Origin of the sequence: Salinicola avicenniae, from assembly GCF_023736115.1 — a bacterium.
Taxonomy (GTDB): Bacteria; Pseudomonadota; Gammaproteobacteria; order Pseudomonadales; family Halomonadaceae; genus Salinicola; species Salinicola avicenniae.
The window spans coordinates 456403-475849 of sequence record NZ_JAKQZC010000004.1 but is presented as its reverse complement, the minus strand read 5'-3'; the positions used below and the strand labels follow the sequence as shown (position 1 = coordinate 475849).

General features: G+C 64.7%; 17 protein-coding genes. 7 read left to right on the top strand and 10 right to left on the bottom strand.

Annotation, left to right across the window (positions count from 1 at the left end; translation table 11 throughout):
* Positions 1-95: 95 nt before the first annotated feature.
* Positions 96-1511 carry an amidase gene (locus MC381_RS11545; protein WP_251977895.1) on the bottom strand — a complete coding sequence of 472 codons (1416 nt, stop codon included), beginning with the start codon at positions 1509-1511 and terminating at the stop codon, positions 96-98.
* 88 nt (positions 1512-1599) lie between these two features.
* Positions 1600-1905, bottom strand: a complete 306-nt coding sequence (locus tag MC381_RS11540; RefSeq protein WP_251977894.1) for a YrhK family protein — start codon at positions 1903-1905, stop codon at positions 1600-1602.
* Between the two features lie 196 nt (positions 1906-2101).
* Between MC381_RS11540 and zwf the strand changes: the two genes are divergently transcribed.
* Positions 2102-3694 carry a glucose-6-phosphate dehydrogenase gene (gene zwf, locus MC381_RS11535; RefSeq protein WP_251977893.1) on the top strand — a complete coding sequence of 531 codons (1593 nt, stop codon included), beginning with the start codon at positions 2102-2104 and terminating at the stop codon, positions 3692-3694.
* On the opposite strand, the gene MC381_RS11530 is transcribed toward zwf, so the two are convergent.
* The 4 genes from MC381_RS11530 to MC381_RS11515 all read right to left on the bottom strand — a co-directional run bounded on the left by MC381_RS11530 (position 3691) and on the right by MC381_RS11515 (position 8802).
* On the bottom strand, positions 3691-4644 hold the full coding sequence (locus MC381_RS11530; protein ID WP_251977892.1) for a cyclodeaminase: 954 nt from the start codon (positions 4642-4644) through the stop codon (positions 3691-3693). The two genes, zwf and MC381_RS11530, sit on opposite strands and share 4 nt — an antisense overlap.
* Before the next feature lie 68 nt (positions 4645-4712).
* A complete protein-coding gene (gene eutB, locus MC381_RS11525) occupies positions 4713-5699 on the bottom strand; it encodes a hydroxyectoine utilization dehydratase EutB (RefSeq protein ID WP_251977891.1) in 987 nt (328 codons plus the stop codon).
* Positions 5700-5818: 119 nt separating this feature from the next.
* Complete coding sequence (locus MC381_RS11520; protein WP_251977890.1) at positions 5819-7213, bottom strand: aminotransferase; 1395 nt, start codon at positions 7211-7213, stop codon at positions 5819-5821.
* Between the two features lie 125 nt (positions 7214-7338).
* Positions 7339-8802 (bottom strand): NAD-dependent succinate-semialdehyde dehydrogenase, encoded by a 1464-nt coding sequence (locus tag MC381_RS11515; RefSeq protein ID WP_251977889.1) that lies wholly within the window; start codon positions 8800-8802, stop codon positions 7339-7341.
* Between the two features lie 392 nt (positions 8803-9194).
* Here MC381_RS11515 and MC381_RS11510 point away from each other — a divergent pair, with 392 nt between their 5' ends.
* Positions 9195-10145 (top strand): aldo/keto reductase, encoded by a 951-nt coding sequence (locus MC381_RS11510; RefSeq protein WP_251977888.1) that lies wholly within the window; start codon positions 9195-9197, stop codon positions 10143-10145.
* 88 nt (positions 10146-10233) lie between these two features.
* Here the strand turns inward: MC381_RS11510 and MC381_RS11505 are convergent, their stop codons facing one another.
* The 3 genes from MC381_RS11505 to doeA form a co-directional block, all read right to left on the bottom strand.
* On the bottom strand, positions 10234-10707 hold the full coding sequence (locus tag MC381_RS11505; protein WP_251977887.1) for an Lrp/AsnC family transcriptional regulator: 474 nt from the start codon (positions 10705-10707) through the stop codon (positions 10234-10236).
* Positions 10704-11738, bottom strand: a complete 1035-nt coding sequence (gene doeB / locus MC381_RS11500) for a N(2)-acetyl-L-2,4-diaminobutanoate deacetylase DoeB (RefSeq protein WP_251977886.1) — start codon at positions 11736-11738, stop codon at positions 10704-10706. Before doeB ends, MC381_RS11505 begins: the two co-directional genes overlap by 4 nt.
* Positions 11739-11858: 120 nt before the next feature.
* Positions 11859-13058 carry an ectoine hydrolase DoeA gene (doeA, locus tag MC381_RS11495; protein WP_251977885.1) on the bottom strand — a complete coding sequence of 400 codons (1200 nt, stop codon included), beginning with the start codon at positions 13056-13058 and terminating at the stop codon, positions 11859-11861.
* Between the two features lie 196 nt (positions 13059-13254).
* Here doeA and ehuR point away from each other — a divergent pair, with 196 nt between their 5' ends.
* From ehuR to MC381_RS11470, 5 genes are all read left to right on the top strand, one after another.
* Positions 13255-14661: a MocR-like ectoine utilization transcription factor EhuR gene (gene ehuR, locus MC381_RS11490; RefSeq protein ID WP_251977884.1), complete on the top strand. Its 1407-nt coding sequence runs from the start codon at positions 13255-13257 to the stop codon at positions 14659-14661.
* Between the two features lie 103 nt (positions 14662-14764).
* Positions 14765-15700, top strand: a complete 936-nt coding sequence (locus MC381_RS11485; protein ID WP_251977883.1) for a 2-hydroxyacid dehydrogenase — start codon at positions 14765-14767, stop codon at positions 15698-15700.
* Between the two features lie 83 nt (positions 15701-15783).
* A complete protein-coding gene (locus MC381_RS11480; protein ID WP_251977882.1) occupies positions 15784-16494 on the top strand; it encodes a hypothetical protein in 711 nt (236 codons plus the stop codon).
* Positions 16495-16610: 116 nt separating this feature from the next.
* On the top strand, positions 16611-17540 hold the full coding sequence (locus MC381_RS11475) for a LysO family transporter (RefSeq protein WP_251977881.1): 930 nt from the start codon (positions 16611-16613) through the stop codon (positions 17538-17540).
* 199 nt (positions 17541-17739) lie between these two features.
* Positions 17740-18747 (top strand): LacI family DNA-binding transcriptional regulator, encoded by a 1008-nt coding sequence (locus tag MC381_RS11470; RefSeq protein ID WP_251977880.1) that lies wholly within the window; start codon positions 17740-17742, stop codon positions 18745-18747.
* A 67-nt stretch (positions 18748-18814) separates the two neighbouring features.
* Here the strand turns inward: MC381_RS11470 and MC381_RS11465 are convergent, their stop codons facing one another.
* A complete protein-coding gene (locus MC381_RS11465) occupies positions 18815-19351 on the bottom strand; it encodes a gluconokinase (protein WP_251977879.1) in 537 nt (178 codons plus the stop codon).
* Positions 19352-19447 lie beyond the last annotated feature (96 nt).

Sequence of the window (19447 nt, the reverse complement as noted above, 5' to 3'; positions counted from 1 at the left end):
GACAAAGCAGCCGATGCCTCGCGTTCAGCGCACGGCACCGGCACGCTCATGAGAGACAACGCTCGGGTCCGAACGCCCGAGCCTATCGCAAGCCCCTAGGCCAGTTCCGCCGGATCCGGCACACGCGGATAACGCGGCGGATGCGCCTGCATATAGGCGTGACAGGCGCGCAGCACGCGCACGTCATCGTGCTTGCCGCCGGCCAGCTGGAAACCGACCGGCAGTCCGCGCTCGGTGAAGCCGCACGGGACGGAGGCGGCCGGCTGCTGGCTCAGGTTGAACGGGTAAGAGAACGGCGCCCACTCTTCCCAATCGCGCATGCCACTGCCCGGCGGCACCTCATGGCCGGCCTCGAAGGGCGCGATCGGCACGCTCGGTGTCATCAGCAGGTTATAACGCTGATTGAAACGCTCGAGACACTCGGTGAAGTTGGCGCGCTGTCCCAGCGCCTGGAACAGCTCGAGCGCGCTCCACTGCTCGGCGGTGCGCGCGTTGGCGACCAGCCCGGGGTCGAGCTGCTCGCGCTGCTTGTCGTTACACTTCGACCAGAAGTCCAGCGAGGCGGTAAACCAGAGTTTCTGGAAGATATCGATCGGCGAGTCGAAGCCCGGATTGATCTCCTCGACCTCGGCGCCCAGCTTCTCCAGGTTCTCGGCGGCCTCGCGCACGCGGGCCGCGATCTGGTCGTCGACCTCCGCGTACCCCAGTGTCGGCGAGAAGGCGATACGCAGGCCACGCAGATCCTGCCCGACATCCGCGCCCCAATCCTCCGGCTGGCCGCGCGTGGCGTAAGGGTCGCGATAGTCGTAGCGGCCGATCACATTGAGCATGCGCACGGCGTCTTCGACGCTCCGGGTAATCGGCCCGATGTGGGACAACGACGGCTCGGTCGCCGGCGGCCACTGCGGGGTCCAGCCGTAGGTGGGCTTGAAGCCGAAGACGCCGCAGAAGGCCGCCGGAATGCGGATCGAGCCGCCGGAATCGCCGCCCTGATGCAGCACGCCCATGTTAAGCGCGGCGGCAGCGGCCGCCCCGCCGGAGGAGCCGCCAGGCGTCAGGCGCGTATCCCAGGGGTTGTAACTGGCGCCGAAGACGCGGTTGTCGGTCACGGCCTTCCAGCCGAACTCCGGCGTATTCGTCTTGCCGAGGATCACCGCCCCCGCCTCGCGCAACATGCGTGCCGGCGGGCAGTCGGTTTCGCAGATCGCATCCGAGGTGGTCAGCGAGCCGTCGCGCGCCGGCATCCCGGCCACCTCGGCAAGGTCCTTCATCGACACGGGAATGCCATCGATGGCACTCAAGGGCTTGCCCTGCCCCCAGCGTCGTGCCGAAGCCTTGGCCGCCTGTTCCGCGCCTTCATGATCGACATAAACGTAGGCGTTCACGGCATCATTGAAGCGCTCGATGCGTGACAGCGCGGCGCGCGTCGCTTCCAGCGGCGACGCCTCGCCGGCCTGATAGAGAGCTGCCAGACGTCCGGCGTCCAGCGTGCCCAGATCGGTATCGCTCAAGAGACCTCCACATCCTGTGATTCTCGGGTTCCTGCTGGAAAGCCTAGTCAGGGATGAGGCGTACGCAACGTTACCGGTGATGCCTGTCTCAGAAATCATGTCCCGCCGCCGCCGCCGAACCCGGATTGAGACGCTGCAGGTGGACACGGCGCACCAGACGGATAAGCGGGCGAATCAGCATCTCGATGCTGCCGATGAGGAAGAGCCAGGTACCGGCGTAGGTGGTGGATTCCTGAAAGAAGAGCGCACTGCCAATGACGAACCAGAGGCCGATCAGAATATCGTTGGCAATACTCAACACTTCATAGCGCTGGCGGATCACCAGCTCGTCATGGCCGATGTGCAGCGTCAGTTCGCGTGGGTTCGTTGCCTGTCGTTGTGTCATGTCTCGCATGGTGTTCGTCTCCCGTTCTCGTTGCCGTCGTTCACGACGTCGCCGCCGTGGCGAGGACATCGACTCAGACTGTAGAAGACATCGCGCCATGGCGTCGGGCCGGCGATGCCGCGCCGCCTTGTCTACGCTTCAACCAGCGTTATCCATCTGTTGTCTGCCGATACCGCCCCTCACCTTCGCCCGGAGTTCAGCGCTCATGCCCGATACGCACGCGTCTTGTCCCATCGCCACGCCGGCCGCCGGTGCCACCACGTTGTTTATTTTCGGCGCCAGTGGGGACCTGGTGAAACGCCTGCTGGTGCCGTCACTCTACAATCTCGACCGAGACGGCCTGCTCGCCCGCGAGATGCAGATCGTGGGGATCGATATTGCCGACCATGACAATGCGAGCTTTCGCCGACACCTCAAGGCGTTTATCGCCGACAAGGCCGCGCGTGCCCATGCCGAGGGGCGTGACAGCGAACTGGACGAGACACAGTGGCAGCAGCTCGAGACACGACTGCATTACATCCAAGGCGACTTTACCGATACCGATATCTATCACCGTATCGGCGAGATCATCCGCGACAGCGGCAGTGACAGTGCGCTGTTCTACTGCGCCACCGGATCTCGTTTCTTCGGCGAGATCGCGCGCCAGCTCGGCCGTGCCGAACTCATGACCGAGCCCGAAGGGGCCTATCGCCGTCTGGTGGTGGAGAAACCGTTCGGGCACGACCTCGAATCGGCCAAAGCGCTCAACGCCCAGTTGCTTTCGGTCATGAAGGAGAGCCAGATCTATCGGATCGACCATTTCCTGGGAAAGGAGACGGTGCAGAACATCCTCGTCTCGCGCTTTGCCAATGTGCTGTTCGAGCCTTTCTGGAACAATCACTACATCGATCATATCCAGATCACCGCAGCCGAAACCGTCGGCGTGGAGAAGCGCGCAGCCTTCTACGATACCGCCGGCGCCATGCGCGATATGGTGCCCAACCACCTGTTTCAACTGCTGGCAATGGTCGCAATCGAACCGCCGGCGGCGTTCGGCGCCGACGCGCTGCGTACCGAGAAGGCCAAGGTTCTGGACGCCATTCGGCCCTGGCGTGTCGAGGAAGCCGCGGCCAACTCGGCCCGCGGGCGCTACGAAGCGGGGCGGATGGCGGACCAGCCCGTACCAGGCTATCTCGACGAGACAGGCGTCGCCCCCGAGAGCCAGACCGAAACCTTCGTCGCCATGAAAGTAATGGTCGATAACTGGCGCTGGATCGGCGTGCCGTTCTATCTGCGAACCGGCAAGCGCATGAGCGCCCGCGATACGGAAATCGCCATCTGCTTCAAGCCCGCACCGTACGCCCAGTTCCGCGATACCGAAGTGGATCGCATGGCATCGAACTGGCTGATCATCCAGATCCAGCCCAATGAAGGCATGTGGTTCGACTTCCAGGCCAAGCGGCCGGGGCCGGAGCTGGAGATGGATACGGTCAAGATGGGCTTCGCCTACCAGGACTTTTTCGATCTTTCTGCCGTCACCGGCTACGAGACGCTGATCTACGACTGCCTGACCGGCGATCAGATGTTGTTCCAGCGTGCCGATACCATCGAGAACGGCTGGCGTGCGGTGCAGCCGTTTCTCGATGCCTGGGATGCGTCCCCCGAGATCGAGGGCTATGCGGCGGGCGAAGACGGCCCGCGCGGCGCTTTCGAGCTAATCGAACGCGACGGCCGCCAGTGGCATCAGGTCGGCTCCGCCACCGGCCCCGGCATCGCGCCAGTGCCGATGAACGGTAAACGTCAGAAGGGCGAGGGCTAACGCTCCCCTGTCAGCCGCCCCAGTGCGAAGCCGGCAATGGCGGTGTCCTGCACGCCGGTACCGGTCAGATCGCAAACCGTGATGTCGCTGTCACGCCGGCGCAATGGCTCATCGCCGGCGATCACCGTGCCCAGCTCGTTGACCGTGAACGGCGGCTCGTGCGCGGCGTAGGCCTTCAATTCACCGTTGTTTTCGCTCTGGGCGCGGGTATCGGCAACGAAGTGATCGGCCCGTTCCATCACCGACGTATCGAGTTCGCGTTTCTCCGGGCTGTCCGAGCCCATCGCCGTGACGTGTACGCCCTCGCGAAGATGCTCTCCGCTCAATAACGGCGCTCGCGACGGCGTGGTGGTGACAATGATGTCCGCCCCCGCGCAGGCGGAAGCGATATCCGTGTGTACCGCGACGGTCAGGCCGTACTGTTCCTGCATTCGGGCGGCGTAGGCCTCGGCCTTGGCGACATCCCGCGCCCAGACGTCAAGTGTATCGATGTTTCGCACCAGCTTGAGCGCGGCGATCTGCAGCTCGGCCTGCAACCCGGCGCCGAGCACGGTGACGCGTTTGCTGTCGGTTCGCGAGAGGTGCTTGGCGGCAATTGCGCCGGCCAGCGCGGTGCGGATATCGGTGAGATAGCCTTCGTCGAACAGCACCGCCTCCACCAGCCCCGTCTTGGCCGAGAAGACAATCATCAGTCCATTAAGACTGGGCAGGCCGAGCTTCGGATTGTCGAAGAAGCCCGGGCTGACCTTGATCGCGAAACGTGCGTTGCCCTGAATATGGGCGGTCTTCACATCGACCTCGCCGTTGGCCTCCTCGATCGCCATCGACAGTATCGGCGGCTGCACGACTTGACCTTCGCCCAGCGCCCGGAAGCCGGACTCGACGGCCGCCAGCGCGGCATGATCGAGCGTGACGACGTTCTGAATCTGTTCGCGGTGATAGAGCTCCATGAGCGACTCCTGCGTCCTTTCGTTTGCGGTTTGCCGACGACGGGGCGAAGCGGTTCGAATCGCGCGCTTCAGCGCGACGGATAATCCAGCAACGTCTTGGCCCTGGCGAGCGTGCCGGCATCAACCCCGTTGCCGGAGACAATCAACGCGACTTTCTCGCCGCGGATGTCGATCTGGTGTGCCTCGAGGGCGGCCAGCCCGACCGCGGCCGCGCCCTCGACCAGCATCTTCTCGTGTTCGAAGAAGTCCCACATGGCGCGGGCGATCGCAGCCTCGGCGACCTGATGGTGATCGTCCATTACCTCGCGCACCAGTTCGAACGTGCAGCGGTTATCAAGCCCGATGCCGCCACCGAGCGAATCGGCCAAGGTCTCGACCTCCTCGACCTCGACGGGATGGCCGGCGTCGAGACTGGCGATCATCGCCGCGCCCGCCTCCATGCTGACCCCAGTGACGCGGACGGCCGGGTTGATGCCTTTCACACCGCGACCGATACCGCCGAGCAGCCCGCCGCCGGAGAGACCGACCAGCACGCGGTCGAGGCCAGGCAGATCCTCCATCAATTCGAGACCGATGGTGCCCTGCCCGGCGACGATCAGCGGGTCGTCGAAGGGCTCGATCAGCGCCATGCCCTCGTCACTCACCAGCCGGCGCGCCTCGACGAAGGCATCGTCCTGGGAGCGGCCGATCACGCGCGCGTCCGCTCCCAGTGTCTCGATGGCCGCCACCTTGTTGGCCGGCACCAGCTCGGATAAGCAGATGATCGCTCGCGCGCCGAGCCGCTTCGCCGCCCACGCCACCGCGCGACCATGGTTGCCGGTGGAGGCAGTGGTCACACCGCGTTCGAGCTGCTCGGGCGATAGCGAGGCTATCTTGTTGAGCGCCCCGCGTAACTTGAATGCGCCGCTCGGCTGCAGCGTCTCGAGTTTGAGATAGACCTCGGCATCGAAGCGTGCCGACAGACTCTGAGAGAGGATCAGTGGCGTACGCGCCGCCTGACCGGCGATGCGCTCTCGGGCCAGATAGATATCGTGAAGCGTGACGGGTTCCGACATGCAGACTCCCGGATCGGTCAAAAGACAACGGCAGGGTTTTCACCCTGCCGCAGGCGCACGGTCGCATCAAACCCGCGCGGTCGCACCAAGCCAATGCCGCCAACAGGCATCGCTCGCGGCTATAGCGCCTGTTCTCGTGTCAGCTCGTCGGTGACGCGGTCGATGGCGCGCTTGGCGCGCGCGATCACCTCGTCCACCTGGCCCCGGTCGATGACCAGCGGCGGCGCAAAGCCGAGGATGTCGCCGTTGGGCATTGCGCGGGCAATCAGATTCTCTTCCATCGCCGCCGCGGCGACCCGAGCGCCGACCTTGAGCGCGGGGTCGAACGGCGTGTACTCGCCCTTCTCCGGGGCAAACTCTAGCGCCGCCATCAGCCCTTCGCCGCGCACGTCGCCGACCAGCGGATGCTCGCCGAAGGCCTTCTTCAACTGCGCATTGAAGTAGGCGCCGGTTTCGGCAGCGTTACCCACCAGGTTCTCACGTTCGATGATGTCCAGGTTCGCCATCGCGGCAGCGGCGCCGAGTGGGTGGCCGGAATAGGTCCAGCCGTGACCGATCGGGCCGTATTCGCCGGTACCGGCTTCGAGTGCTTTCCACACGCGCTCGCCGACGATAACGCCGGAGAGCGGCTGATAGGCACTGGTCAGTCCCTTGGCGATGGTGACCAGGTCTGGCTCGATGCCGTAATGCTGGAAACCGAACTGGCTACCGAGCCGGCCAAAGCCGCTGACGACCTCGTCGGCAATCAGCAGGATCTCGTGGCGCTTGAGTACCGCCTGGATCGCCTCCCAGTAGCCCTCGGGCGGCGGGATGATGCCGCCGGTGCCGAGTACCGGCTCGCCGATGAAGGCACCGATGGTTTCGGGCCCTTCGCGCTGGATCAAGGCTTCGAGCTGCTCGGCGCAGTAGGCCGAGAACTCGTGCTCGTTCATCTCACCGCGCTCCCTTCTGTAATAGTAGGGCGCCTCGGTGTGCAGGATGCCGTCGATCGGCAGATCGAAATGCTGATGGAACGCCGGCAGACCGGTGAGCGAACCGGCGGCGATGCTGGAGCCGTGGTAGCCGCGCTGACGCGCGATGATCTTTTTCTTCTGCGGCTGGCCGGTGACGTTGTGGTAGTAACGCACCAGCTTGATCTGGGTCTCGTTGGCGTCGCTGCCGGAGAGACCGTAATAGACCTTGCTCAGCCCGTTGCCGGCGAGCCCGGCGATCCGCTCGGAGAGCGCGATCAACGGCTCGTTCGAGTGGCCGACGTAGGTGTGGTAGTAGGCGAGTTCCTTCGCCTGGGCGTAGATCGCCTCGGCGATCTCGGTGCGTCCGTAGCCGATGTTGACGCAGTAGAGCCCGGCGAAGGCATCGATCATTTCGCGACCGTCGCGATCGACGATGGAGATCCCCTTGCCGCCGGTGATGATGCGGCCCGGCGCATCGCCCTGAGCGTAGTCGCGCAGATGCGTGGAAGCGTGAAACACATGCTGGCGATCGTTATCGATCAGAGAGCGCGTATCGGTCATACCGTTTTCCTTAACCAAAGAGAAACGCCGCCTTGGATAACAATCAGAGTGTCCGGCGGCGATCCGTTGCGGGCGCAGCGGTCAGGATGACCCTTGGTAAATACCCGCATGAGAAGCCTCGCCCCTCAAGAGTTCGAGGCAGAAGGCATATTGCCGAGGCAGTAATACTTGGTATCGAGATACTCCTCGAGCCCCGCCGCGCCGCCCTCGCGGCCAAGCCCGGACTGCTTGATGCCACCGAACGGGATCGGCGCACCGGTCATCTTCACGCTATTGACGCTGACCATGCCGTATTCGAGTCCGCGCATCAGCTTCCAGGTTCGCCGCAGATCATTGGTGTAGACATAGGCGGCAAGGCCGTACTCGGTATCGTTGGCGAGCCGGATCACTTCATCGTCGCTGTCGAAGACACCGATACCCGCTACCGGCGAAAAGGTCTCCTCGCGGAAGACGCGCATCTCCGGGGTAATGTCGGCCAGCAATGTCGGCACGAAGAAGTTCGCTCCCGGCGCCTGGCGCTCGCCACCGAACTGACGCGCCCCCTTGGCGACGCCGTCCTCGACGATGCCCTGGGCTGACTCTACCGCGCGCTGATGGATCAGCGGGCCAATATCGTTGTTTTCCAGGCCGTTGCCCACGGTGAGCGCCTCCATATGCGCGACGAAGCGCTCGACGAAGGCGTCATAGATGCCGCGCTGGACGAAGATGCGGTTGGCGGCGAGACAATCCTGCCCCGCGGTCTGGAACTTGGCCGCGACCGCTTCCTTCGCGGCAGCATCGGGATCCATGTCGTCGCAGACGATGAATGGCGCATTGCCGCCGAGCTCCAGCGACATTCGCTTGACGCTCGACGAGCTCTGGCGCATCAGCAGCTTGCCGACGCGGGTCGAGCCGGTGAAAGAGATATTGCGGATACGGCTATCGCTGCAGAGCACTTCGGACACGGTCGCCGGGTCGCCGGTGACCACGTTGAACACACCGGCCGGAATGCCGGCCCGCTCGGCCAGTTCCGCCAGCGCCAGCGCGGAGTAAGGCGTTTCGTTGGCCGGTTTGACGATCACCGGGCAACCGGCGGCCAGCGCCGCACCCGCCTTGCGCGTGATCATCGCCAGCGGGAAGTTCCACGGCGTGAACATTGCCGCCACCCCGACCGGTTCCTTGATCGTGCCCAGGGCAGCGTTCGGGATATGGCTGGGAATGGTCATGCCATAGGCGCGTTTGGCCTCTTCGGCGAACCACTGAATAAAGCTCGCACCATAGTCGACCTCGCCACGCGCATCCTGGAGCGGCTTGCCCTGCTCGCGCGTCATCAGATAGGCGAGGTCTTCCTTGTGCTCGTGCAGCAGGCGATACCAGGCATTGAGCGTTTCGGCACGTTCGTGAACGTTGATCGCCCGCCACTCGGCGAAGGCGTTCTCGGCCGCGGTGACCGCCTCGGTGATCTGCGACGCCTCGAGCAGCGCACAGTGGCCGATCGTCTCCTGGGTGGCCGGATCGACGACGGCCTCCTCGCGGCCTTCGCTGCCGTGGGTCCATTTGCCATCGATGTAGGCGTACTGGCGGAACAAGCGCGGATCATTGAGTTTCATGTCGCCTCCTCGGTTTCAGCGGGACAGGACGCTCGGCGGAACGAGGCCATTGCCGGAAAAGAAACGACGAGGCACTTGGCCCCGTCGACTGCCTCCAGACTACGCCGATCCCCGCGCCGAGATTTTTTGTCCCATGCGGAAAAGGGTGCGTTTTTTTTGGAATGCCGCCGCGGGAGTGAGGTTTTTTTTGGCAGCTGCATCAGACGCGAGCGGCGCGCTGTACGACACCGTCGAAAGCCCGATTCGTTTGACACCGCTACCGGTCGCTACGATTTTTAGACGCGTTCTCCATCACCGGAGGATCGCCGCGTCATCGCGGCACTCGGCTCGAGCGACCGACCAGGCACCGATCCGATCCCCGGTATTGGCAATTCCCACGGAAGGAGTGAATTATGCAGATGCGTTCATTGGGCCACCCGGATATTCAGACCGCTCCGATCGTCTTCGGTGGCAATGTCTTCGGCTGGACACTCGACGACAAGCAGTCTTTCTCCATGATCGACGCCTGGCTGGATGCCGGTTTCAATGCCATCGATACCGCCGACGTCTATTCACGCTGGGCGGAAGGCAACCAGGGCGGCGAATCCGAGACAGTGCTGGGCAAGTGGTTCAAGCAGAGCGGTCGTCGCGACGAGGTGGTGCTGACCAGCAAGGTCGGCATGGATCTTGGCGACGGCAAGGTCGGTCTATCGAAGGCCTACATCATGCAGGCGATCGAGGCGTCACTGACCCGGCTGCAGACGGACTACCTGGATGTCTATTTCTCTCACCAGGACGACCAGGAAACACCGCTGGAGGAGACGCTCGAGGCCTACGACCGGCTCATCGAACAGGGCAAGATCCGCATGATCGCTGCCTCCAACTACACCGGCGGCCGTCTGGCCAAAGCGCTCGAGGTCAGCAAGGCGAAGAACCTGCCCGCCTACCGCTGTCTGCAACCTTTCTACAATCTCTACGACCGCGAGGATTTCGAGCGCGATCTGGCCCCGGTCTGTCGCGAGCACGACATCGCCGTGGTGCCCTACTTCTCGCTCGCCAGCGGCTTTCTCACCGGCAAATACCGCTCGCGGGAAGATGCCAAGGGCCAGGCCCGCGCCGACTTCGTCGACAAGTACTTCGACGACAAGGGCATGCGCATTCTCGAGGCGCTCGACACGGTCTCCAAGCGCTACGACACCCAGCCCGCGGCCGTCTCGCTGGCGTGGCTGCTGGCGCAGCCGGCGGTGACCGCACCGATCGCCAGCGCGAGCAAGCCGCATCATCTCGATGCGCTGAAGGTGGCATGCGATCTCAAGCTGGACGCCGATGCGCTCCAGACACTGGATGACGCCAGTCGCGGCTGAACGCTGGTCGCCAATGGCCCGCCAAGAACGACCCCACCCGGCCAGGGCCGGGTGGGGTCGGGTGTGGTCAGGTCATGGCGAGCAACCGCTAGTCATCTACCGTCGGCAGCGCCGGCGGTCCCTGCCGCTTGACGGCCTTGGTGACGATATAGGTGAAGTAGCGTTCGATACCGAGATCCGACACCAGCCAGGCGTCGATCAGGCGTTGATAGGCATCGATGGAGTCGGCTTCGGTCTTGACGAGATAATCCATGCCGCCACCAATGGCGAAGCACTCGACGACTTCCGGCGTCTCGTTCACACGCTGTTCGAACCGCGCCAGACTTTCGGCGTTATGCTGCTTGAGTTCGACCTGGACCCAGACCGGCGTGCGCTTGACCAGCGCCTCCGGGTTGAGTCGCGCGCTGTAACCTTCGATCACCCCCGCTTTCTCGAGCCGCTTGACCCGTTCCCAGCACGGGCTGACGGAGAGGCTGATCGCCTCCGCCAGCCGCGACTTGGTAATCCGGCCATCGCGACTCAGTATCTCGAGGATCTTCAGGTCGTAGCGGTCGAGCTTCATCGGGCGGGATCACGTTCCAGCGACTCGACCACCTCGGCCACCACGGCGATGGTGTCCCCCATACCGACCTTGGCCGGGAAGCGCCGGGCGATCACGACACCGTCGCGCTCGGCACGATACTCGACCGGCGGCACACCGGTACGCGTCATGTCGTAGACGCGCGCCAGCACGTCGCCCACCTCGACCATCTCGCCCAACGACACCGTCAGCTCCAGCAGGCCCGTGTGCTCGCTCTGCACGTAACAGCTGGCATCCGGCATATCGACGTTGATCAGCGGCTGGTCGGGCAGTTCAAGCTCACCCTCGATCAGGCCGTAGTGAATCAGGAAATTGCGCACGCCGCGGTCGGTGATGGCCAGACTCTGCGGCGTCGAGGTGCCACCGCCGCCCAGCTCGGTGGTCACGAAGGTCTTGCCCTGGGATTCGACGGCGGTGTCATAGAGCTTGGTCGCGTCGAGCTCGAACATCATCATGGCGTAAGGTGCCCCGAAAGCCACCGCGCCGGCGAGACTCGCCCCCTCCTGATCCAGGTCATCGAGCCGGTGCGCGGCGGCAAACGGCACGATATCCAGCGTGCGCCCGCCGGAGTGCAGGTCAAGCGCGACATCGCACATCGGTACCAGCACACGACTGAAATAGTCGGCGATCTGGCTGGTGGGGCCACCGTCGGGATCGCCGGGAAAGCTGCGATTGAGATTGCCGCCATCCAGCGACGAGGTTCGCTTGCCGGCTTCGGCCGCCGGCGTGTTCATCATCGGCACGATGATCACGCGGCCGCGCACGTCTTTCGCCTCCAGCGTGCTGGCCAGCTTCATCAACGACGTGATGCCTTCGTACTCGTCACCATGATTGCCGCCGGTCAAGAGCGCCGTTGGGCCCTCGCCGTTGGCGACCACCGTGATCGGAATCATCACGGCACCCCAGGCAGACGTATCGATGGAGATCGGCAGCTTGAGAAAACCGTGCTGCACGCCCTGGGCGTCGAAGTCGACGGTGGCGCTGATCGGGCTGGGACGCAGAGCGGCGGACATGATGATCTCTCCTGGCACAGTCGGTGAAGACGTCGGTGATAGCGGCCGACGATAGGAAATCGTTTACAACTGGAGGTCGGGGCGCGGGAGACACGTTAGCGCCCGGCCCGCTCCCCCCCGCTACTTGACGAACAGCTGGCGCGGAAAATTGCACAACGGCTCGGCACCATTCTCGGTGATCAATATGCTCTCCGTGATTTCGAGGCCCCAGTCGTCCATCCACATGCCGGGCATGAAGTGAAAGGTCATCCCGGGCTCGAGAATCGTCTCATCAGAGGGACGCAGACTCATGGTGCGCTCGCCCCAGTCCGGCGGGTAACTAATGCCGATCGGATAGCCGCAGCGAGCACCGCCGCGGTCGAAGCCGTACTTGTCCATCGCCGCGCCGAGTGCCAGGGCAATATCGGCGCAGCGATTGCCCGGCTTGGCCACGGCGAGGCCGTTATCGATGCCTTCGAGCAGCGCCGATTCTCCGCGAATGAAGTCCTGAGGCGGCTTGCCCAGAAAGACCGTGCGCGACAGCGGGGCGTGATAGCGCTTGTAGCAGCCGGCGATCTCGAAAAAAGTCCCTTCCCCTTCGCGGAACGGCGTGTCGTCCCAGGTCAGGTGCGGCGCGGCGGCGTCGCTGCCGGTCGGCAACAGCGGCACGATCGCCGGATAGTCACCGCCGTGCACCTTGCCTTCTCCATCGCTCCAGCCCTCGGTACCGACCCGGTAGATCTCCGAGACCAGCTTGCTCTTGGCCAGACCCGGCTCGATCATTTCGATGATCCGCGTGTGCATGCCCTCGACGATACGCGCCGCGGTGCGCATGTAGGCGATCTCCTGCGGCGACTTGATCGCCCGGCACCAGTTGACCAGCGCCGTGGCATCGGAGAGCGAGGCATGCGGCAGCTCCTTGACCAGGCTCATGTAAGCCTTGGCCGAGAAGTAGTAGTTGTCCATCTCGAGCCCGACACTGCCGGTGTGCCAGCCATACTCCGGCAGTACCGACTGCGCGAGATACTCCATCGGATGCATTTCCGGGTTCTGGACATAGTGATCCGGGTAGTAGCGCACCCGTTCGGCGTCCATCCAGCAGGTCCGCCAGGCGCCGTTGGCGTCCTGTCGACGACCGTACCAGACCGGCTCTCCCTCCAGCCCCACCAGTACGCACTGGTGTACATAGAACGACCAGCCATCGTAGCCGGTCAGCCAGGCCATATTGGAAGGGTCGCTGACGACCAGCACATCGAGACCACGACTCGCCATCGACACCCGCACCTTGTGCAGACGGCTGGCATACTCTTCACGTGTAAAAGGCAGGGAAACCTGAAACATGGGCCACTCGACTTACGGAACCGAATTGTAGGGCACCGGCGTCCGAGGGAAGGAACGGGACGGTGACCTGCCGCTTGCCGACCGGGTGTGAAATTGTCATGATTTATTCACTCTGAAACCATGACAATTATCGGTCAATGCATCGATACGATAGTAGCATCGTCGCGCAGCGCGCCGTCAAAGGCTTTATTGAATCATGACAATCGACCTGACGCCCTACCTCGACAGCCGGGGCCCGAAGTACCTCGCGATCGCCCGCGCCCTGACCGAGGCCGTGCGCCTGGGCGCCCTGGCGCCAGGCACGCGCCTGCCTACCCACCGTGACCTGGCGGAGCGTCTCGGGGTCAGCGTGCAGACGGTCTCCCGTGCCTACGACCAGGCCGAGAAACACGGGCTGCTACAGGCCCGAGTCGGCAGCGGTACCTGGATCCGGGATACCGGCAGCGAATCGGAAAACGAGTATCTGCGCGCACCGTCGACACTGGCCGACGACACCCTGATCGATCTCTCCATCGCCCACCCGGTCTGTCCGCCCTCCCATCACCTGCGCTTCCGCCGCGCGTTGGCGGAACTCGCGGAGAGCGCTCATGCCGATATCATCGCCGCCTGTCGCCCGATCGCCGGCCTGCCCCATCAGCGGGAGCGCGCCGATGCCTGGCTGCGCGAGCGTCTCAAGGTGCCCGGCGACGTCGAGGATCGCCTGCTCTGCAACGGCGCCGCCCACGGGCTGATGCTGGCGATCGCCACCGTCGTGCAGCACGGCGACGTGGTGCTGACCGAGACGCTGACCGACCACGGGCTGATCTCGCTGTCCCGCACTCTCGGCTTTCAACTGCGCGGCGTGGCGATCGACGGTCAGGGCGTGATACCGGAAGCGCTCGAAGCCGCCATTCGACGTTTCCGCCCGCGGGCGGTCTGCCTGACGCCGACGCAGCTCAACCCGACCGGCGCGACCATGGAGAATGCTCGCCGCGACCGCATCGCCGAGATTCTCGCTCGCCACGATGTCTGGCTGATCGAGGATGACGTCCACGCCCTGCTCGAACCCGAAGGGCTGACGCCGCTCGCCGCGCGTCTGCCAGAGCAGGCCTTTCACGTCACCAGCTTGACCAAGTCGACGGTTCCCGGCCTGCGCGCCGGCTATCTCAGCGTGCCGCGCGGCCAGATGCATCACGCCCTGCCACGGCTGCGCGCGACCAGTTGGATGGCCACACCGCTGGTCTTCGAGCTGGCCGACTACTGGCTGGCCAGCGGCATGGTCGATACGCTTGCCCACGAGCAGCGCCAGCTCCTGGCCGAACGTCAGTCGCTGGCCGCCCGCAAGTTCGCCGGCCACGGGATCGAGGCGCGTCCGAGCAGCCTGCATCTGTGGCTGAGTCTGCCCGAGCGCTGGCGCGCCGAGGAGTTGCAGCAGCAGGCTCTGCAAGAGGGCGTTGCCATCACCACCGCCCAGGCCTTCGTGGTCGAGCACGCCACCCCGCCGCGCCGCGTGCGCATCAGTCTCGGCGCCGAAAGCGATCTCGAGCGCCTGGAGAACGGGCTGGAGATTCTGGCACGCCTGCTGCAGGAACCCCCGCCGCCGATGCTGCAGATCGTCTACTAGGCGGGAGCGTCCCGCGATTTCTCTCGCGCCGCACGAGCTGCGATCATGTCGCTACCGGCCCCTTCCAGGCCATCAACAAGACCAATACCGAGACGGAGCCCCCATGCGCGTTCTTATCTATCATCAAGATGCCGACAACTGGCGCCGGATTCTCTCCGAGCGTCTGCCCGAGGCGGAATTCATCGTCGCTGCCGAGCGAGACAATCCGCAGGCCGACTATCTGGTCGCGTGGAAACCGCCCGCCAACATCTTCGACGAGCAGCGCACGCTCCAGGGCATCGTCAATCTCGGCGCCGGCGTCGACGCGCTGCTGCAGAACCCCTCGCTGCCACGCGACATCCCCATCGTCAAGCTGCGCGATGCCGGCATGGGCGAGCTGATCGGCGACTACGCGCGCTACGGCGTCATGCACTTTCAGCGCGATTTCGACTGCTACCGGCGCCAGCAGGCCAACCGCGAATGGCGCGAGCAGCCGCTGATCGACAAGCCCGACTGGGGGGTCGGCGTGCTGGGCCTCGGCGCCATCGGCACGCGTGTCGCGCAGATGCTGGCCGCCGATGGATACCCGGTTCACGGCTGGAGCCGATCCCCCAAGCAGATCGAGGGCATCAGCTGTCATCATGGCGACGCGGGGCTCGACACCCTGCTCGGCCAGGTGATGACCCTGGTCACGCTGCTACCCGACACGCCGGCGACGCGATACCTTATCGATCGTGAGACCCTGGCCAAGCTCCCGGCGGGTGCGAGCCTGATCAACCCCGGCCGCGGCACGCTGATCGACGAGACCGCTCTGCTCGAGGCACTCGGCAGTGGCGACGACGAGACCTCGGGTCGCTTGCGCGGCGCCCTGCTCGACGCCTTCCCCACGGAGCCGCTGGCGGCGGAGAGCCCGCTCTGGCGCCATCCGCGAATTCTGATCACCCCGCACATGGCCGGCCCGACGCCACTTGGCGCCGCCGCCGACCAGGTCGCCGACGCGCTGGACGCTCTCTCCATGGGCAAGCCCATCGCGACCATCGATCCCGAAGCGGGATATTGATCGCCAAGCATGAGCGGCGTTTCGGGAACCTTCAGCGGTATCACGCGTCAATCCGGAAAAGCGATCCGACCAGGAGGTAAGCGATGCCGGAGTGGCTGGCACGTCGACAGATTCCCCGTACCTGGCTATCGGGTAGCCTGGCGCTGCTCATCGGCCTGATGATGCCGCTCGCGCAGGCTGCCGAGCGCCCCGCGCCGTTCGCGGCGCAATACCATCTCGACATCAGCGGCTGGCCGGATGCCACCATCACGCATAGGCTCAGCCACGATGGTGACGTGTGGGAGAGCGAGATGCAGGCCAGCATCGCGATCGCCAGCGGCGAGGAACGCGGACGGTTTCGCCTGGAAGGCGACACCGTACAGGCGCTGGACTATCGCAGCACCTACTCGCTGGCCGGTATCGGTGATGAGTACCACCGCGATCGCGAACAACTAGCGGCGCTGCCGGATCGCCAAACCGCACTCTTCGCGCTCTCGCGACAGGCACCGGATGCCCGCTGCGCCAGTTCGCAGGTCTCGCCCTGCGAACTGCAGTATCAGAACCACAAGGGGGAGGAAGAAACGCTCTACTACCGTGTGGAATCGCAGGCAACGATTGCCACGCCGGCCGGCGACTTTCCCGGCGTGACCGTCGATACCTGGGATCCGGAGAAGCGCGATCGCCATCTCTACTTCTCGTTCCACCGCGAGATACCGGGGCTGCTGCTGAAGCTGCGCTACGTGCGCGACGGCGAAGAGAAGAGTCACCTGGACCTGACCCGGCTACAGCGAGAGGAAAGCACCGACGCACCGTAACCTCTGACGTAGTCTTCCCTGCCGACGGCAGTTATTCTAGCGTTTCCTGCTGCAACGGACGCCGAAACATCGGCGTCCGTTTTTGCGTTTCGATACCTCGCTGAAAAGAGACCGCCATGCTGCTCGGCCTGCTGTGGATCCTGCTGCCACTCATCGTGGGATATCTGATTCCTCTCCGTCACGAAGGTCTCAAGCGTGCCATCGATCGGGGCGTCAACGCTTCGGTCTACGTGATATTGCTGCTGATGGGCGTCGGCCTGGGTGGGCTGGAGAATCTGGCGGGGCAGCTATCGCGGATCGGCACCACGGCGATCACGCTATTTGCGGTGATTACGCCGCTCAACTTGATGGCGTTGGCCTGGCTCTGCCGACGTCCGCCGGGTCGGCCGCTCGAGCTGACCGAACAGGCGCACGACGGCCCCGCCGCCGGCAAGCTGCAGGCGCTGTTCGGGTCGTTGAAGCTCGCCGGCGTGGTCGCGCTGGGCATGGCGATCGGCGCGCTGGCCCTGCAATTCGACAGGCCGATCGCCGCCGGCGCGGATACGCTCGCCACCTGGACGCTCTATCTGCTACTTGGGTTGATCGGCTGTCAGCTGCGCAACTCCGGCCTGGGTCTGCGCCAGATTCTGCTCAACCGGCTGGGATTGGCCACCGCGCTGACGCTCTTCGTCAGTTCCATGCTCGCCGGCTTGATCGCCGCGCCGCTGCTGTCGCTGCCCTGGAACGAGGGCATGGCCATGGCGGCCGGCTTCGGCTGGTACTCGCTCTCCGGCATTCTGATCGGCGACCAGCTCGGGCCGGTGCTGGGCGGCGCGGCCTTCTTCAACGACCTCGCTCGTGAACTGCTGGCCTTCCTGCTGATTCCGCTGTTCATCCGGCGGCAGCCGCCGCTTGCCGTGGGCTACAGCGGCGCAACGGCGATGGACGTGACGCTGCCGGTCATCCAGCAATACGGCGGTATCACCGTGGTACCTCTCGCTATCGTCAGCGGGTTTCTGCTCTCACTGCTCTCCCCGCCGCTCACCCTGCTGCTGCTCTCGTTCTAAGCGCGTCCGCCGTCGTGCACCGCGGGCGCACGACGACCACCTCTGCGACCTTCGCACTACGGTGATGGCCTGACGGCCATGATAGGCTTATCGAAGTTACCGGTAACCTGCGTCGCGTTCGACGCGCCCCGTCGCAACGGGCTCTCCGGCAGCCACCAGACTCTCTGGCCAACCAGAACAACAGCGTCAAGGGAATGTCATGCCGCGTCGATCCTCCGGACGTGTCACCCTTCAGGATATCGCCGACCGGGTCGGCGTCACCAAGATCACCGTATCGCGCGCCCTACGCGAGCCTCAGCGCGTTTCCACCGATCTGCGCCTGCGCATCGAGGAAGCGATCGCGGCACTCGGCTATATCCCCAATCGCCATGCCGGCGCACTCGCCAGCGGCCGCAGCCACAGCGTGGCACTGCTGATCCCATCGCTCTCCAACGCGGTCTTCTCGGAGATCCAGCGCGGCATCGAGGAGGGCCTGAGCACGGCCGGGTATCAGGTGCTGATCGGGCATACCGGCTACTCACTGCTGGAGGAGGAACGCCTGATCGACACCTACCTGAGCTACGGTGTCGATGCCCTGATTCTGCCGGGAACGCGCCACACGGCACATGCCCTGGCGCTGATCGAACGCGCGCGGCTGCCGGTCGTGGAGACATTGGAGCTGACCGACACGCCGCTCGACATCAACGTCGGCCTGGACCAGCACGCGGCCGGCGCCGCCATGACGCAGGCGTTCCTCGACCGGGGACAACGACGGATCGGTTTTCTGGGCGCCCGCATGGACCATCGGGCGCAGCTGCGTATGGCGGGCTGGGAGGCAGCGCTGACCCAGGCAGGGCTCTCCACCGAACGCTGCCTGACCACACCGCATCCCTCGTCGTACCGGCTCGGTGGCGAGATGCTGGCGTCGATGCTGGAGCGCTGGCCGGATCTCGAGGGTATCTTCTGCGGCAACGACGATCTGGCTGCCGGCGCCCTGTTCGAGTGTCAGCGGCAACGCCTGGCAGTTCCCGCTCAGCTGGCGCTGGCCGGCTTCAACGGCCTGGATATTACCGAGGCGACGGCCCCCGCCCTGGCCACCGTGATGACGCCGCGACGGCGCATCGGCGACCGCATCGCGGCACGCTTGCTGACACGGTTGCAGGGCGGGCCCCGCGAGCCCTGTCGCGAGGATGTCGGCTTCGAGGTGCTGCATCGCGGCAGTCTATAACGAGCGTGATCCCGCGGATGCCCGCGCCACCCGCCTCTCGCCGATCATCACCACCGAGTGCCACGCGTTACACCGCCGACAGACGCCGCTCGCGGGTCTCCAGCTCGGATCGCGCCGTGGTCACGACTTCGTCCAGCGTGCCGGCAATGTCGACCGTGACCGCCTCGTCGTCGCCCGGCACCTCGAGCGTCGCCAATTGGCTGTCGAGCATCGCCTCGCCCTTGAAGAAGTGATCCTGACGCGCCTCGATACGTTTCAGCAGCAGCTCGCGAGCGCCGGAAAGATAGACGAAGGCGAGCGCCGGATCGCCCTTGCGCAACGTGTCCCGGTAGCGCCGCTTGAGCGCCGAGCAACCGATCACCAGCGTCTCGCCCTGGGCCCGCGACTCACTCAGGAAGCCCGCCAGTCGCGTCAGCCAGCCGGCACGATCCTCATCGTTCAAGGGTTCGCCGCGCGACATCTTGGCCACGCTCTCGGCCGAGTGGAAGTCATCACCATCGAGAAAGCGACCGCCCAGCGCCTGCGCCAGGCGCTTGCCCACCTCGGTCTTGCCACAGCTCGACACGCCCATCACGACGATGCGTCGTCCGCTTTTTGCACTCATGAGTTACTTCTCGCTCCCCGATCAGGTCTGAACAGTCATCTGACCACGGCCTAGACAATCGACTCGTGCTTGTCTCTACACCTTTAGGCGCATTGT